This is a genomic window from Pseudomonas sp. MYb327, assembly GCF_040438925.1.
Lineage (GTDB): Bacteria > Pseudomonadota > Gammaproteobacteria > Pseudomonadales > Pseudomonadaceae > Aquipseudomonas.
This window is the reverse complement of the sequence record NZ_CP159258.1, coordinates 3,007,325-3,023,327: the sequence shown is the minus strand read 5'-3', so window position 1 is coordinate 3,023,327 and position 16,003 is coordinate 3,007,325. Positions and strand designations below refer to the sequence as shown.

9 protein-coding genes are annotated in these 16,003 nt (G+C 62.0%); 6 read left to right on the top strand and 3 right to left on the bottom strand.

The window, feature by feature from the left end; genetic code table 11:
• Nucleotides 1–1,129: 1,129 nt before the first annotated feature.
• The 4 genes from ABVN21_RS13545 (at nt 1,130) to ABVN21_RS13530 (ending at nt 6,517) form a co-directional block, all read left to right on the top strand.
• Nucleotides 1,130–1,741 (top strand): antibiotic biosynthesis monooxygenase, encoded by a 612-nt coding sequence (locus tag ABVN21_RS13545; protein ID WP_339556868.1) that lies wholly within the window; start codon nt 1,130–1,132, stop codon nt 1,739–1,741.
• Nucleotides 1,738–3,576 (top strand): amidohydrolase, encoded by a 1,839-nt coding sequence (locus ABVN21_RS13540; protein WP_339556867.1) that lies wholly within the window; start codon nt 1,738–1,740, stop codon nt 3,574–3,576. The genes ABVN21_RS13545 and ABVN21_RS13540 overlap by 4 nt, the downstream gene beginning before the upstream one ends.
• Nucleotides 3,577–3,659: 83 nt before the next feature.
• Nucleotides 3,660–4,286 carry an isochorismate family cysteine hydrolase YcaC gene (gene ycaC / locus ABVN21_RS13535; RefSeq protein ID WP_339556866.1) on the top strand — a complete coding sequence of 209 codons (627 nt, stop codon included), beginning with the start codon at nt 3,660–3,662 and terminating at the stop codon, nt 4,284–4,286.
• Nucleotides 4,287–5,620: 1,334 nt separating this feature from the next.
• Nucleotides 5,621–6,517, top strand: a complete 897-nt coding sequence (locus tag ABVN21_RS13530) for a LysR family transcriptional regulator (protein ID WP_339556694.1) — start codon at nt 5,621–5,623, stop codon at nt 6,515–6,517.
• A 128-nt stretch (nt 6,518–6,645) separates the two neighbouring features.
• Here ABVN21_RS13530 and ABVN21_RS13525 read toward each other — a convergent pair whose 3' ends face one another.
• The 3 genes from ABVN21_RS13525 to gspG all read right to left on the bottom strand — a co-directional run bounded on the left by ABVN21_RS13525 (nt 6,646) and on the right by gspG (nt 9,125).
• Nucleotides 6,646–7,308, bottom strand: a complete 663-nt coding sequence (locus ABVN21_RS13525; protein WP_339556693.1) for a hypothetical protein — start codon at nt 7,306–7,308, stop codon at nt 6,646–6,648.
• Nucleotides 7,309–7,473: 165 nt separating this feature from the next.
• Nucleotides 7,474–8,661 carry a type II secretion system F family protein gene (locus ABVN21_RS13520; protein WP_339556692.1) on the bottom strand — a complete coding sequence of 396 codons (1,188 nt, stop codon included), beginning with the start codon at nt 8,659–8,661 and terminating at the stop codon, nt 7,474–7,476.
• 14 nt (nt 8,662–8,675) lie between these two features.
• A complete protein-coding gene (gene gspG, locus ABVN21_RS13515) occupies nt 8,676–9,125 on the bottom strand; it encodes a type II secretion system major pseudopilin GspG (protein ID WP_339556691.1) in 450 nt (149 codons plus the stop codon).
• 206 nt (nt 9,126–9,331) lie between these two features.
• Between gspG and ABVN21_RS13510 the strand changes: the two genes are divergently transcribed.
• Nucleotides 9,332–9,940: a lytic transglycosylase domain-containing protein gene (locus ABVN21_RS13510; RefSeq protein WP_339556690.1), complete on the top strand. Its 609-nt coding sequence runs from the start codon at nt 9,332–9,334 to the stop codon at nt 9,938–9,940.
• 205 nt (nt 9,941–10,145) lie between these two features.
• Nucleotides 10,146–15,983: a manganese-oxidizing multicopper oxidase MnxG gene (mnxG, locus tag ABVN21_RS13505; RefSeq protein ID WP_339556689.1), complete on the top strand. Its 5,838-nt coding sequence runs from the start codon at nt 10,146–10,148 to the stop codon at nt 15,981–15,983.
• The last annotated feature ends 20 nt before the right edge of the window (nt 15,984–16,003 follow it).

Here is a 16,003-nt window from a genome sequence, read left to right as displayed (position 1 = left end):
CTTCGGGCCGACCAGGCTCTTGATTGGTCGGTGTACATATCCGTTGCTGCGGTAACGGCGGCTTAGGGTTTCGCCCTTACGGCGACTCACTTTTTTTCAAACGCCAAAAAAAAGTAAGCAAAAAAAGGCTCGCCCCGAGCGTCCGGCCCCTCGCTGAGGCTCGGCGTTCCTTCGCTCCGGTATCCATCCGGGGACACTGCCCTCCGGTCTGCTTCGCTACGACCTACATGCAGCGTGTTCGACTGCGTCGAACGGCGCTGCGCGCCACTCCCCGGATGAACACCTCCACTCAGCCTCCCGAAGGGGCGGGTGAATCAAGATCAAGAGCTGCAGGCGAGCTAACGCTCGGCCTGATGAGTGGTGGAAAAGCGACGCGGTGGTGGGTATTGCTCTGCTTTTGCTTCTCCGTAGGAGCTGGCTTGCCAGCGATAGCGGCTTTCCAGGCAACCAGTCGCTCGCGGATGCCCCGATCCACTGTAGGAGCTGGCTTGCCAGCGATAGCGGTCTGAAAGTCACTTCAAGGTTGTCTGTCAGTCCGTCATCGCTGGCAAGCCAGCTGCTACAGGGGACTTGTATCGATCAAAACATACGGCACCACCACCAACCACTGTGGGAGCTGGCCTGCCAGCGATAGCGGCTTTCCAGGCAACCAGTCACTCACGAATGCACCCGATCCACTGTAGGAGCTGGCTTGCCAGCGATAGCGGCCTGACAGTCACTTCAAGGTTGTCTGTCAGTCCGTCATCGCTGGCAAGCCAGCTCCTACAGGGGACTTGTATCGATCAAAACATACGGCAACACCACCAACCACTGTGGGAGATGGCCTGCCAGCGATAGCGGCTTTCCAGGCAACCAGTCGCTCGCGGATGCCCCGATCCACTGTAGGAGCTGGCTTGCCAGCGATGGCGGCCTGACAGCCGACCTGATTGCAGCACATGTCCCCAACCCCAGTAGAGCAATCCCATTCCCACAAGCATCTATGCTGTCTTGTGGATCCGGGGCCTGTCGCAAAAAGAGCACGTACATTCAATTTTTTCCTTCCCCACCCCGGCACTATCCAAACCAGTACCGGCGATCAACGTCATGTTTGTTGTTCGCCCTCAATATTGTTTGGCCGGAGCTTTCCGTCATGCCTGATTCAAATGTGCTCGACTCGCCGGCAAGGGGTTTCGAGGAAGTCGTGACCCTGGTCATCAAACACCGCGTCAAGGCCGGTTTTGAAGCGCCTTACGAAGCCTGGCTGCGCAACATTGTCAGTGTCGCCGGTCAGCAGGAAGGACACCTGGGTGTAGACGTGATGCGCGGCAAGAACGCAGGCCTCGACGCCTACACCTGCGTCTTGCGTTTTTGCTCCACCGACGCCATGCAGCGCTGGCTCGAATCGCCGCAACGGCAAGCACTGGTCAGCGAAGCCACGCCGATGTTGGCCGACGGCGATCAGACCGAGGTCAACCCAGCCAACGAATTCTGGTTCACCCCAACGCCTGAGTCGGGTTCGCCACCGCCGCGCTGGAAGCAGGCGGTGGTGACGCTGTTGGTGATACTGCCGCACACCTTGCTGGTGCCGCTGCTGTGGGGGCCGTTGTTGCAACTCAACGCCGTGCTCTCCAATTACGTGGTTGCGACATTCCTGATCACCCTGACCATCGTGCTGTCGGTGGTGTACCTGTTCATGCCGATGGCGACGCGCTTGTTCGCGCCCTGGCTGTCTTCTTCTACTGCGCCCAAGGAAACGCGATGAACGCCGATCTGATTTTGTTCAATGGCCAATTCCATACCGTTGACCGTGAAAACCCACGCGCCAGTGCGGTAGCCATCCGTGATGGCCGTTTCGTCGCTGTCGGGACAGATGCCGAAGCCATGGCGTTGCGGGGTTCCGGCACGCAAGTGATCGACCTCAAGGGCCGTTGCGTGATTCCCGGGCTCAACGACTCGCACCTGCACTTGATCCGTGGCGGCCTGAACTACAACCTCGAACTGCGTTGGGAAGGTGTTCCGTCGCTGGCCGATGCCTTGCGCATGCTCAAGGATCAGGCCAATCGCACACCGACGCCACAATGGGTGCGTGTGGTCGGTGGCTGGAATGAATTCCAGTTCGCCGAAAAGCGCATGCCGACTCTCGAAGAGTTGAACCAGGCCGCGCCCGATACGCCGGTGTTTGTCCTGCATTTGTATGACCGGGCCTTGCTCAACCGCGCCGCGCTGCGGGTCGCCGGTTACACCCGCAACACGCCGAATCCGCCGGGTGGCGAGATCGTGCGGGACTCGAACGGTGAGCCCACCGGCATGCTGGTGGCGCGGCCCAACGCGATGATTCTGTACTCGACGCTGGCCAAGGGGCCGAAGTTGCCGCTGGAGTATCAGGTCAACTCGACGCGCCAGTTCATGCGCGAACTCAATCGCCTCGGCCTGACCAGTGCCATCGACGCCGGTGGTGGTTTCCAGAATTACCCGGACGACTATCAGGTGATTGAACAGTTGGCCAAGGACCAGCAACTGACCGTGCGCATCGCCTATAACCTGTTCACCCAGAAGCCCAAGGAAGAGCTGACCGATTTCAGGAACTGGACCAGCAGTGTGACCCTGCATCAGGGCGACGACTACCTGCGGCACAACGGTGCCGGGGAAATGCTGGTGTTCTCCGCGGCGGATTTCGAGGACTTCCTCGAACCGCGTCCGGACCTGCCGCAAACCATGGAAGACGAACTGGAGCCGGTGGTGCGCCATCTGGTCGAGCAGCGCTGGCCGTTCCGTTTGCACGCCACTTACGACGAATCCATCAGCCGCATGCTCGACGTGTTCGAGAAGGTCAATCGCGATATTCCGTTCAACGGTTTGCCGTGGTTTTTCGACCATGCCGAAACCATCACTCCGCAGAACATCGAGCGGGTGAGGGCGTTGGGCGGCGGCATCGCGATTCAGGATCGCATGGCGTTCCAGGGTGAATATTTCGTCGAGCGCTACGGCGCCAAGGCGGCCGAAGCGACGCCACCGATCAAGCGCATGCTCGCCGAAGGTGTCCCGGTCGGCGCGGGCACCGATGCGACGCGGGTGTCCAGCTACAACCCGTGGACTTCGTTGTACTGGATGATCAGTGGTCGCACGGTGGGTGGCCTGGAATTGCATGCCGAGGGCCTGCCGCGCCTGACCGCGCTGGAGTTGTTCACTCACGGCAGCGCGTGGTTTTCGTCTGAGCAGGGCAAGAAAGGCCAGATCAAGGTAGGCCAACTGGCGGACGTGGCGGCATTGAGCGCGGACTTTTTCAGCGTTGACGAAGAAGCGATCAAATGGATCGAGTCGGTGCTGACCGTGGTTGGCGGCAAAGTGGTGTATGGCGCCGGTGACTTCGAAAAACTCGGGCCGGCCAGTGTGCCGGTGCTGCCGGACTGGTCGCCGGTGGTGAAAGTACCGGGGCATTGGCGGCCGAATTCGCCATTGCAGGCGCAGGTTCACCAGTGCAGCGGCCCCTGCGCGGTGCATTCCCACAGCCATGAGCGGGCGCGTCTGTCGAATGCACCGGTCAGCGATTTTGCCGGTTTCTGGGGCGCCTTTGGCTGCTCGTGCTTTGCCTTCTGACAAATACCAAAAAGCGCTGGTGCCAATGCCTTCAGTTGCGGGACCGGCGCAACAAGCGACAACCATCCATCAAGGAGTTTTTTATGAGCAACGTTCCGTACAAACGCCTGAACAAAGACGATGCCGTGGTCTTGCTGGTCGACCACCAGACCGGTCTGATCTCGCTGGTTCAAGACTTCACGCCCAACGAGTTCAAGAACAACGTATTGGCCTTGGGTGACATCGCCAAGTTTTTCAACCTGCCGACCATTCTCACCACCAGTTTCGACAGTGGTCCGAACGGTCCGATCGTGCCGGAGCTCAAAGCGCAGTTCCCTGACGCGCCGTTCATCGCGCGCCCAGGCCAGATCAACGCCTGGGACAACGAAGATTTCGTCAAGGCCGTGAAGGCCACTGGTCGCAAGCAACTGATCATCGCCGGTGTGGTGACTGACGTGTGCGTGACGTTCCCGACCCTGTCGGCCCTGGCCGAAGGTTTTGAAGTGTTCGTGGTGACGGACGCTTCCGGCACCTTCAACACCACCGTGCAACAAGCGTCCTGGGCACGCATGTCGGCCGCCGGTGCACAACTGCTGAACTGGTTCTCCGTGGCGTGCGAGCTGCAGGGCGACTGGCGCAACGACATGGAAGGCCTGGCCAACCTGCTGTCGGAACGCATTCCGAACTACCGCAACCTGATCAACAGCTACACCACGTTTACTGCCAAGTAAGCGCGCAGCGCTGCCTCTTTAGGAGCCCGGCTTGCCGGCGATGGCGCCCGTGAAAACGCCATCGCCGGCAAGCCGGGCTCCTACGGTTTTGCGTCAATCCAAAATCCCGGAAACGCGCCCGATCCGTAGGAGCCGGCTTGCCGGCGATGGCGCCCGTGAAAACGCCATCGCCGGCAAGCCGGGCTCCTACGGTTTTGCGTCAACCGCAAATCCCGGAAACGCGCCCGATCCGTAGGAGCCGGCTTGCCGGCGATGGCGCCCGTGAAAACGCCATCGCCGGCAAGCCGGGCTCCTACGGTTTTGCGTCAACCGCAAATCCCGGAAACGCCCCCGATCCGTAGGAGCCGGCTTGCCGGCGATGGCGCCCGTGAAAACGCCATCGCCGGCAAGCCGGGCTCCTACGGTTTTGCGTCAACCGCAAATCCCGGAAATGCCCCCGATCCGTAGGAGCCGGCTTGCCGGCGATGGCGCTCGTGAAATCGCCATCGCCGGCAAGCCGGGCTCCTACGGTTTTGCGTCAATCCAAAATCCCGGAAACGCCCCCGATCCGTAGGAGCCGGCTTGCCGGCGATGGTGCCCATGAAAACGCCATCGCCGGCAAGCCGGGCTCCTACGGTTTTGCGTCAACCCCAACTCCGGGAAATGCCCCCGATCCGTAGGAGCTGGCTTGCCGGCGATGGCGCCCGTGAAAACGCCATCGCCGGCAAGCCGGGCTCCTACGGTTTTGCGTCAACCCAAAATCCCGGAAACGCCCCCGATCCGTAGGAGCCGGCTTGCCGGCGATGGTGCCCATGAAATCGCCATCGCCGGCAAGCCGGGATCCTACGGTTTTGCGTCAACCCAAAATCCCGGAAACGCCCCCGATCCGTAGGAGCCGGCTTGCCGGCGATGGCGCCCGTGAAAACGCCATCGCCGGCAAGCCGGGCTCCTACGGTTTTGCGTCAATCCAAAATCCCGGAAACGCCCCCGATCCGTAGGAGCCGGCTTGCCGGCGATGGCGCCCTTGAAATCGCCATCGCCGGCAAGCCGGGCTCCTACGGTTTTGCGTCAATCCAAAATCCCGGAAACGCGCCCGATCCGTAGGAGCCGGCTTGCCGGCGATGGCGCCCGTGAAATCGCCATCGCCGGCAAGCCGGGCTCCTACGGTTTTGCGTCAATCCAAAATCCCGGAAACGCCCCCGATCCGTAGGAGCCCAGCTTGCCGGCGATGGCGCCCTTGAAATCGCCATCGCCGGCAAGCCGGGCTCTTACGTTTTTTTGGGGGGCGTTTAATAGGGTGTCGAAACTGGAATAAGTCGTTATAAACGCGGGTGACTGTCAATCAAGGCATGACAATGAATCCGTTCGAAGATATGCGAATTTTTTGCCAGGTGATGGACTCGGGCAGCTTCACGGCGGCGGCTGATCAGTTGGGCCTGTCCAAGCAGTTTGTCAGCCGGCGCTTGATGCAACTCGAAGAGCGTCTTGGCGTGCGCTTGCTCAATCGCTCGACCCGACGGCTGGACGTCACGCCCCTGGGGCAGAGTTACTACGAATCGGCCTTGCGCTTGCTGGATGAAGTCGAGCAAGTGGAGCAGGGCATCGCCGGGCAGACCACCGAACCGCGCGGCACCGTTCGCGTGAGTGCGCCGTTGTCGTTTGCGCTGGCGCATCTGGGGTCGCTGCTGCCGCAATTTTTGCAACGCTATCGTGATGTCACCGTGGAAGTGGACTTGAGCGATCGCCCGGTGGATTTGCTCGGCGAAGGTTACGACCTGGCATTGCGCATCGGCACATTGGAAGATTCCACGCTGATCGCCCGGCGCATCGCCTCCATCCAGCGTGGCTATTGCGCCAGTCCGGGTTACCTGGCCGAACGAGGCACGCCGCTCAGGCCCGAAGATTTGCACCAGCACGACTGCCTTCCTTACGGCCATGGGCGTCAGGTGCAATGGCGGTTTGAAGGGCAGGGCAAGCCGCTGCTGGTCAATGTCACCGGGCGGATGCGGGTCAACAATGGTGAGTTGCTCAAGGAGGCGGCGATTGCCGGGATGGGCATCACCTACTTGCCGACGTTTATCATCGGCTCGGCACTGAAGGATGGGCGGCTGGTGCCGGTACTGGAGGCGTTTTGTCCCGAGCCGCTGACGCTGTCGGCGGTTTACCCGCAGCATCGTCAGTCATCGCGGCCGGTGCAGGCGTTGATTGAGTTTTTGCGTGAGCGTCTGGATCAGACGGTGAGTGCGTTGTAGATCGGCAGTTCACACGATCCCCTGTGGGAGCGAGCCTGCTCGCGATGGCGCCAGGTCATTCGACATTGAAGTCGGCTGACCCTCCGCTATCGCGAGCAGGCTCGCTCACACATTAGGATTACTGCAAGTCAGTTGACGCGTTTGTCGTCACCCGGTTCGCCGTTGGCGTGAACGCCGCGATCGTCGCCCACTTCGCCAGCGGTATGCAGGCCTCGGTCGTCGCCCACTTCGCCAGCACGATGAACGCCGTGGTCGTCGCCTACTTCGCCGGAGCGGTGAACCCCGTTATCGTCATGCCCGGCCTGGTGGACGCCATGATCGTCACCCACTTCACCGGCCCTGTGAACGCCGTGATCGTCGCCTGGTTCGGCATGGGTGCCACTGCGTCCGGAGGATGAAGCCGTGCTGCTGGAGTGCCCTGACGCATGGTCGCTGCCAGCGTTGCCGCTGCTGCCGCTGCTGCCGCTGCTGCCGCTGCTGCCGCTGCTGCCGCTTCCACCGTGACCACTGCCACTGCCACCGCTGCCACCGCTTCCACTCCCACTGCCGCCGCCACCACTGCCACCGTGACCGCCTCCGTTGCCGCCACCGCCGCCACCGCCGCCACTACCGCCACCGCCGCCACTACCGCCGCCGCCACCACCACCGTGGCCGCCACCACCACCGCCACCACCACCACCATCTTTGGCTTGAGCGCTTGAAACCCCCGACAAGGTGTCTGGAATCAGTACGGTAGACGCTGACAGAACTGCGCCAATAGCAACAGCCAGCAAAAGCTTGTTCATGTGCATATCGATCTCCGTCTTCTTCATCTGGAACGTTGATAAACAATGCAACGTGCCGCTTTATTCAGTTGGAAATTCACTTGGAACGTTGGTAAACACCTCAACCTCCGGTTTTATTCAGTGGGAACATTGATAAACCCTGCACCGTGCGGTCAGGCCCATTGCAGAGCGTTAGTGAATGCTTGAGGCGAGCTCGAAAATCGGGATGTACATCAGGATCACGATGACTCCGATCAAGAGGCCGATGAAGGTCATGAGCAACGGTTCGAACAGACGTACGAACCATTCGATCCAGCGACTGATCTCTTCGTCATAGAAGTCGGCGCTGCGCTCCATCATCTGCCCGAGGTTGCCGGACTGTTCGCCGGCGCGCAGCAAACGCAGGGACACCGGGGTCACCAGATGATTGAGTTCCAGGGCCGTCGACAATGACTGCCCCTCGCGCACCCGTTCGCTGGCCTGATCCAGGCGCATTCGCGAGGCCGGGGTGAGCAGGTTGCGAACCATGCCCATGGCGGTGACGAGGGGAATGCCGCCTTGCAGCAGAATTCCCAGGGACCGGTAGAACCGCGCCAACTCGTACATGAAGATGCGCTGATGCACCGCCGGAAGTTTTTCGATCAAGCGGTCCAGGCCCCGACGGAAGGACGGCTGGCGCTGGAGAAAGGCGAGGGTGACGACGATTGCCACCAGTGCGCCGAAAAATTCGCCCTGATGGGCGTGCAGGAACATGCCGCTGCTCATCAGGATTTGCGACAGCCATGGCAGGTTCGAGCCCAGCCCTTCGAACACCAGACTGAAGCGCGGCACCACATAGCCCATCAAAAACAACACCACGCCACCGCCCACCACCAGCAACAGCATGGGGTAGATCGACGCGCTGACGATCTTCTGGCGAACTTCGTCCATGCGCTGGCGATAGCTGACGTATCGGCCCAGGGCTTCTCCCACGGCGCCGGTCTTCTCGCTGGACTGGACCAGGGCAACGTACAGCGGCGGGAACACCGCCGACAACTGACCCAAGGCCTGGGAAAACGATTTGCCTTCATAAAGCAGGCGCACCAGTTCGCTCAAGGTCTTGCGGGCCTGTGGCGCGTTTTCTTTTTCCGCCAGGCTTTCAAGCGCGTCGATCAACGGCAGGCCGGCATTGAGCAGGGTTGTCAGTTCCTGGCTGAACAACACCAGGTTGAACGTCTCGCGCTGCTTGAGGCGCAACGCCCGCCAGTGTCGCTCGGCGTGCAGGCTAACCACCCGCAGGCCCTGGTCTTCGGCGATGCGCCGGGCCTCGCTGTGGCCCGGCGCTTCGACGGTCATGGACACCACACCAGCCTTGCCTACTGCTTTGAGGTGAAAACGCATGGTCGCCATTTCCGTTACTGCCAACTGGTGACTTCGGCGTTTTCGCCTTCGCCGCCGGGTTGGCCGTCCTTGCCCATCGACAGCAGGTCGTACTCGCCGTTTTCGCCGGGGTAGCGGTAGTTGTAATTGCGGCCCCACGGGTCCTGCGGCAGTTTTTTCTGCAAGTACGGGCCGGTCCAGCGGGTTTCGTCGCTGGGTGCGGTGACCAATGCCTGCAAGCCCTGTTCTGTCGACGGGTAATGGCCGACCTCCAGGCGGTACAAGTCCAGGGCCTTGCCAAGACCTTCTATTTGCGCCTTGGCCACTTTCACTTCGGAACGGCCCAGTTGCGCGAAATACTTCGGCGCGACGATGCCGGCCAACAGCCCCAGCACCACCAGCACCACCAACAGTTCCAGCAAGGTGAACCCGCGCTCGGTTTTAGAGGAAAAGCCACGCGGGGCGAAACACGGACGTTGATTCATGATGACCTCACACAGTCGGCAGAAGGGTCGCAACAAGGGCTTATGCAATTGCCATGCAAAGGCCCGTTGAAGGTTTTGCCATCCCCCTGCATCCCGCGTGCTACGGGCTTTCGCGCTTTCGGCACAGTGCTTGCGTATGGCTCATAAGCGACCGGCCATTGGGGCATTACCCCCATTTTTCGGGGCCGGCCACGGGAGTCATAACAATGAAAACACTCACCACAGGGCTGCTCGGCATGATGCTGCTGGCCAGCGTCGCTCAGGCCGACGTGTTCGTTTCCAAGGACAGCAAGGGCAACTTCGTTTTGTCCAACGTCCACCGCCCCGGTCGCCACTATGAACGGGTGATTCAGGAGCCCACCGCAGCACTGGTCAGCCTCGATCAGCAGCCGCAGATGATCGCCGCCCAACCCTACGCCGAGCTGGTGTCGGCGGCGGCTACGGCCAATGAATTGCCGGCGGCGCTGCTGCATGCGGTGATCAAGACCGAATCGGCCTACAACCCCAGCGCCGTGTCAGCCCAGGGCGCCGGTGGCCTGATGCAATTGATGCCCGACACCGCCCGCGAGATGGGCGTGAAAAACGTCTACGACCCCAAGGCCAATATCCAGGGCGGAGCCCGTTACCTCAAACGCCTGATGACGATGTTCGACAACGACATCGCCCTCGCCGTAGCCGCCTACAACGCCGGGCCGCAAGCGGTGCTCAGCCGTGGCGGAGTGATCCCGCCGTTCGCCGAAACCCAGCGTTATGTGCCCAGCGTACTGCGCCAATACCGGCGTTTGCAGGGCCTGTCGGCGGACGCCCCGCTGTGACCGATCAGCCGGGGCGGGTTTCCCCAACATTGGGGCATGGTGGCCCCGGCGAAAAAGTGGGGAATTTGTGGGGGATTTCCCCCGATGAATTAACTGATAACCGTAAGTGTTTGAAAAGTAATTAAAATTTTTATGGCATACAGATTGCTCTGAGGGTCTTGTCGAGAATTATTCCCTGTGAGCACCCACAGCGAGGCCCGTGATCATGAGCGGCATTTTCCACGTTCCATCCGTCCTTCCCTGGCTGCTGTTGGCCGCATCGATGCTCGGCATCGAATTCGCCGAAGCGGCAGCGCGTTGTGAGCGCAACCTGGTGGCTAACGTCGTGGCGCTGGACCAGCCGCTGATGTTCAACCGACTCGGTGCGCAGAACGTCAACGGCATGATGTTCGCCCTGCGTCGCGATGTGGTCGATGACCACGACGTCTCACTCGCTCAGGGCGGTGCGGCAGTGCCCGGGAAGGTTTCGCTGCGGCCCGACAAGCGTCCACGTCCGCTGGTGCTGCGGGTGGCCGCCGGTGACTGCCTGACCATCAACCTGCAAAACCTGCTGGCCTATCAGGCCAACCCCGGTTCCCACGACGGCGGCGAGGAAGAGGAGGGCGAGGAAGAAGAAGGCATCGAAATCGGTAACAACGAAAACTTCAAGGTCGACGAGCAAGTCGCCGACCGGCATGTCGGTTTCCAGGTCAACGGCATGCAAGCGGTCAACAGCATCGATGACATCGCTTCGTTCACCGGGCGCAATGCCAATTCCTTGATCGCACCGGGGGCGACCCGTTCCTACACCTTGTACGCAGAGCGCGAAGGGGTGTTCGCCGCCAGTAGCCGTGGCGCAACCTTCGGCGGCGAAGGGGCGGCCGGTAACGTGGCCAACGGTTTGTTTGGTCAGGTGGTGGTAGTGCCCAAGGGCGGCCGCACTTACCGCAACACCGTGACCGAAGAAGAGATGCGCCTGGCCACCACCGGGCGTACCCCGGCCGGTCAGCCGATCGTCGATTACCAGGCCCGCTATCCACAACGCGAACCGTGGGTTCGTGAAGGCAAGGCCGGCACGCCGATCATCAACATGGTCGACGGCAACGAAATCATTTCCAGCGAGAGCGATGCGATCGTCATGGGCAGCAACGCCGATGGCAGCTTCCCGCCTTCGACTTATCCGCTGGAGTCCGTTGGCAAACGCAACCCGGCAATCCCCAATCGACTGGAGCCGTTCCGCGATTTCGCTTCACAGTTCCAGGATGAAACCGCCGCGACCCAAGCGTTCCCCGCCTACTGGGCCGACCCGGTGATGGCCCACGTGCTGGAGCCGACCCGCGATTCGTTCATGATCAACTATGGCTCGGGTGGCATGGGCGCCGAAGTGGTGGCCAACCGTCTTGGCGTGGGGCCGATGCACGATTGCCTGTCCTGCGCCTACGAAGAATTCTTCCTCAGCTCCCACACCGTCGGCGACGTGGCGATGCTGGTGGACGTGCCGGCCAACGCCGGCCTCGAAGGCATCACCCCCGGCCAGACACCGAGCGCCGATCAGGTGGGCGTCAAGGCGACCATGGCGCTGTATCCGTCCGAGCCGTCCAACGTCAACCACAGCTACATCGGTGACTTCGTCAAATTCCGCAACACCCACAACGGTCATGAGCAGCACATCTTCCACCTGCACGGGCATCAGTGGCTGTTCAACCCCAACGATGACAACTCCGACTACGTGGACGCCCAGGGCATCGGCCCGGGCGCCGGCTACACCTATGAAATCGCCAACGGCGGTTCGGGCAACCGCAATCGGGTAGCGGGCGATGCGATCTATCACTGCCACTTCTACCCGCACTTCGCCCAAGGCATGTGGGCCATGTGGCGGGTGCACGACGTGTTTGAAGAAGGCACCAAACTCGAAGTCTCGCAACAGGGTAACGACGGTTTCCACAGCGAACCTTATGCCTTGCGCAGCGGTAAACCTGCAGCGGGTGCACGGGCCTTGCCCGATGGCGAAATTGTTGCCGGCACGCCGATTCCAGCGGTGGTGCCGCTACCCGGCAAAGCCATGGCACCAATGCCAGGCAAAGTCGCGGTCGTACCGAAAATCGGCGAGACCCTGGTGGCCGCCAACGACGATGACGATGACGAAGAAGACGACGATGACGGCGAGCACCATGGCGGCAGCGGTGGCGCCCAGGCCATCGGTTCCCTGGCATTGGTGGATCGCAGCGAAGCCAACCGCAACGCTGACGGCACCCTGAAAAACCCAGGCTATCCATTCTGGATCGGCGGCATGGAAAGTTCGGTCGGCCAACGCCCACCGACCCCGCCGCTGGACATGCTCGACGCCGCCTCGGCGCAAGCCCTGAAGGCCACGGGCAAAGCCCTGTGGGCCAACCTTGACCCGGCGCAGTCCGGTGGCTGGAACGGTGGCTTGGGACGTCATGCGCTGGACGGCGTGTCTGCCGGTGGCGAAGCCGAGACCATTACCACCTCGCTGGATTTCTCCAAAACGGTGACGCGAGCCAAGCCGATTTACCTGCCGGAAGAGGGCACCGAAGTCGAGCAAGCGGCCATGGCGTTCCACGCCAAAAAGGATCACCCAAGCTTCGCCTTGTTGCCGGGTAATCAGATCGTTGCCCGTGCCTTCCGCACTAACGGTGCCTTGCCGATGGCCGGTGCGCCGTACTACGAGCCATGCATGGACGACCGCCAGAAACGCTTGAGCAGCAGCGCTGGCACCGGCGAATTCAACAGTGGCGAGCGGCTCGACGGCATGTCGTTCATCGGTGCCTCGTCCTTCACGGCTGACCGTCCGCGCATCTACAAGGCGGCCAACATCCAGTTCGACGCGGTCTATAACAAGGTCGGCTACCACTTCCCACAAGCGCGCATCCTGGCGCTCTGGGAAGATGCCTGGCCGGTGATCACCAAGCAGCGTCCGCCAGAACCGCTGGTGATGCGCATGAACACCTTCGACTGCGTGCAGTACCAGCAAACCAACCTGGTGCCGGCCACCTATGAGATGGACGACTATCAGGTGCGCACGCCGACCGACGTGATTGGCCAGCACATTCACCTGCCGAAGTGGGACCTGGTGTCTGCCGATGGTTCGTCCAACGGCTGGAACTACGAAGATGGCGTTCTTTCCCCAGGTGCGGTGCAAGAACGCATCCACGCCATCCGCGAGTTCAACCAGTGCGAAGGCGCCGATCCGCGTGACGGCACACCGGCCTGCCCGAAAGCCAAGAACCACCCATACTTTGGCCAATTTGGCCGGGCTGACTGGGTCGGCGCGCGGACCGCGATGCAGCGCTGGTTCGTCGATCCGGTGGTGAACGCCAAAGGCGTCGACCGTGGCCTGGGCACCATTTTCACCCACGACCACCTCGGCCCATCGACTCACCAACAGATTGGCCTGTACGCCACCGTGCTGGCTGAGCCGGCCGGTTCCACCTGGTTCCACGCCGAAACCGGCGAGCCGTTGTACAGCGGCGCGCGTCAGGACGGCGGGCCGACTTCGTGGCAAGCGGTGATTTCTACCGGTGACATCGACGGCGATGGCAAGAACGACAGCTTCCGTGAGTTCTTCCTCGAATACAGCGACTTCCAGCACGCCTATGAAGCCGGTGTGTACGTCGGCGCAGGCCCGGACGGCAAGCCGAATGCGCAAGGCTTCCCGGCCACCGCCGACAGCTTCCGCTACGCCATTAACCCGCCGGTGCGCAACAACGCCAGCACCTTGTTGGACGGTGTCCTGGAAGTGCAGGGCGGGATGGTGCCAGGTTGCCCGACCCGGCCATGCCCACAAGCGATCTCGGTGGATGACCCTGGCATGTTCGTGGTCAATTACCGCAACGAACCGCTGGCCCTGCGAGTGTACGACCCGAACAAGGTCGGCCCGGACGGCAAGCGCGGTATGCAGGCCGACGGCCTGGGCGGCGACCTCGCGTACGCCATGCAAAGCCGTACCGACCGTGCGATCCCGGCGATGAACCTGGCGCCGAACCTGATCACCGCGGCCACCGGCCCAACGGGCGGCACCACGCTGTTCCCGCCGCACATCAACAAGGGCGGCGCCGAACCGGGCGATCCGTTCACCCCGATGCTGCGTACCTACACCGGTGACAACGTGCGGCTGCGGGTGCATGCCGGCGGTCACGAAGAGGAGCACAACGTCACCCTGCACGGCGTGAAGTGGCTGCAAAGCGGTTCCGGCTTCGGCAACAGCTCCAACTCCGGCTGGCGCGCGTCGCAAATGATCGGCATCTCCGAGCAGATGGGCTTCATTGCGCCGGTGTCGATGCTGTCCAGTTCGGCGGCGACCACGGGAGACTATTTGTACTCGATGGACGCGTCGATCGAAGGCTACTGGAGCGGGATCTGGGGCGTGATGCGCAATTACACGGCGCAACGCAGCGATTTGTTCGCGCTGCCGAACAACGCCAAGCCAACCGGCATGCGCAACACCGTGGCCTTCGACGGGGTTTGCCCACGGATCGGCGCCAACCCTAACGGCATCGGTACCCGGCCAACGCCGCAACGCAACTATGAAGTGGTCGCGGCGCTGGCCAACGACATCCTCACCAATCCGTTGGGCTTGACCATCGGTGACCCGGCGGGACTCGGCCAGCATGTTGGCGGGCCGTTGAATCCAGCGGGCGGCACCCTGGTGTTGAACTCGCGGACCGTGAGCATTCCGCAGGTCACCGTGGTCGACCCTGAAGACGGTGAAACCATCACCATCGGCGGGCAAAGCGGGCCGCTGCATGACCCGACCGCGATCCTGTATGTGCGCAAGGCTGATCTCGACCCTACCACCGGCAAGCTCAAACCCGGTGTGCCAGTAGAACCGCTGGTGCTGCGCGCAGCGGCCGGTGATTGCATCAACGTCACCCTGGAAAACCGTCTGCCGAGCGTCATGCCAGACCTGACCCAGACCGCGGTGATGCAAGGCATGGTCAAGCGTGATCGCAACAGCGGCACCGGTTCGACCACCTTCAGCAACAACCTGATGCGGCCGTCGAGCCACGTGGGTCTGCACGCGCAATTGCTGGCGTACGACATCACCAAATCCGACGGCACCAACGTTGGCGCCAACCCGATCCAGACCGTGCCACCGCGTGTCGGCAGCAGCGGTGCGTACCCGACCCGTACCTATCAGTACTACGCCGGGCACCTGGAGCGTGAGGGCAAACCGATCACGCAACTGGGGCGCAATGTCGACAACATCAATTCCACGGCCATCGAGTTTGGCGGCTTGAACATCACCCCGGCGGACGTGATCAAGCAGTCGCAAAAAGGCCTGGCCGGCGCGATGAGCATCTTGCCGGTCGGCGCCACCTGGGTTGAAGACACGCGCAAAGTGAATGCAACGGTGACCGCACCGGGGCAAACCCCCTACCGCGACTTTGCGATGGTCTGGCAGAAAGCCCTGAACACTCGCTGGGCCAATGGTCGGCCGGTGGAAGGCATTGCGGCGGAAGGGTTTGGCGTGCCGACTGATCCGCAGGACAACTCCAGCATGGCCATCAACTACAAGACCGAACCGCTGTGGTATCGCTTCGGCCTGGCGCCGGATGCACCGTTCGGCCATGCCGATGGCGCAGGCTACGGCGACATGGTGAATGCGCACATGGCCTACAGCAACGCGCTGGTGGGTGGTGATCCGCAAACGCCGGTGCTGTACGTCAAGCCGGGGCAACCGTTCCGCACGCACATCCTGATGCCTACCGGCGGCAGTCGCGGCACGACCTTCCAGCTTGACGGGCACGTCTGGTCGACCAACCCGTTCCTGTCGGAGAAGAGCGATACCGGTGGCTATCCAATGGGCACGCCTGGCGTGGGTTCGGTGAAGTTCGGCTACAACCCGATGTCGATGTACATCGGCGCCCACGAGAGCGTTCTGCCGGCAGCGCACTTCAGTTTCATGCTGCCAAGCGCCGGGGGCGTCAACGCGATACCGGGTGACTATCTGTTCCGCGACTACGGCGCCTATGGCAACACCTCCGGGTTGTGGGGGCTGCTGCGGGTGACCAACGAACCGGAACCGGCACCGGCGCCGTAGTGCAGGCAAACGCAACACCT

Bases quoted from the DNA above. Each gene is read 5' to 3' on its own strand.
- ABVN21_RS13545 (WP_339556868.1), top strand. From the start codon at position 1,130: ATGCCTGATTCAAATGTGCTCGACTCGCCGGCAAGGGGTTTCGAGGAA.
- ABVN21_RS13540 (WP_339556867.1), top strand. From the start codon at position 1,738: ATGAACGCCGATCTGATTTTGTTCAATGGCCAATTCCATACCGTTGAC.
- ycaC (WP_339556866.1), top strand. From the start codon at position 3,660: ATGAGCAACGTTCCGTACAAACGCCTGAACAAAGACGATGCCGTGGTC.
- ABVN21_RS13530 (WP_339556694.1), top strand. From the start codon at position 5,621: ATGAATCCGTTCGAAGATATGCGAATTTTTTGCCAGGTGATGGACTCG.
- ABVN21_RS13525 (WP_339556693.1), bottom strand. From the start codon at position 7,308: ATGCACATGAACAAGCTTTTGCTGGCTGTTGCTATTGGCGCAGTTCTG.
- ABVN21_RS13520 (WP_339556692.1), bottom strand. From the start codon at position 8,661: ATGCGTTTTCACCTCAAAGCAGTAGGCAAGGCTGGTGTGGTGTCCATG.
- gspG (WP_339556691.1), bottom strand. From the start codon at position 9,125: ATGAATCAACGTCCGTGTTTCGCCCCGCGTGGCTTTTCCTCTAAAACC.
- ABVN21_RS13510 (WP_339556690.1), top strand. From the start codon at position 9,332: ATGAAAACACTCACCACAGGGCTGCTCGGCATGATGCTGCTGGCCAGC.
- mnxG (WP_339556689.1), top strand. From the start codon at position 10,146: ATGAGCGGCATTTTCCACGTTCCATCCGTCCTTCCCTGGCTGCTGTTG.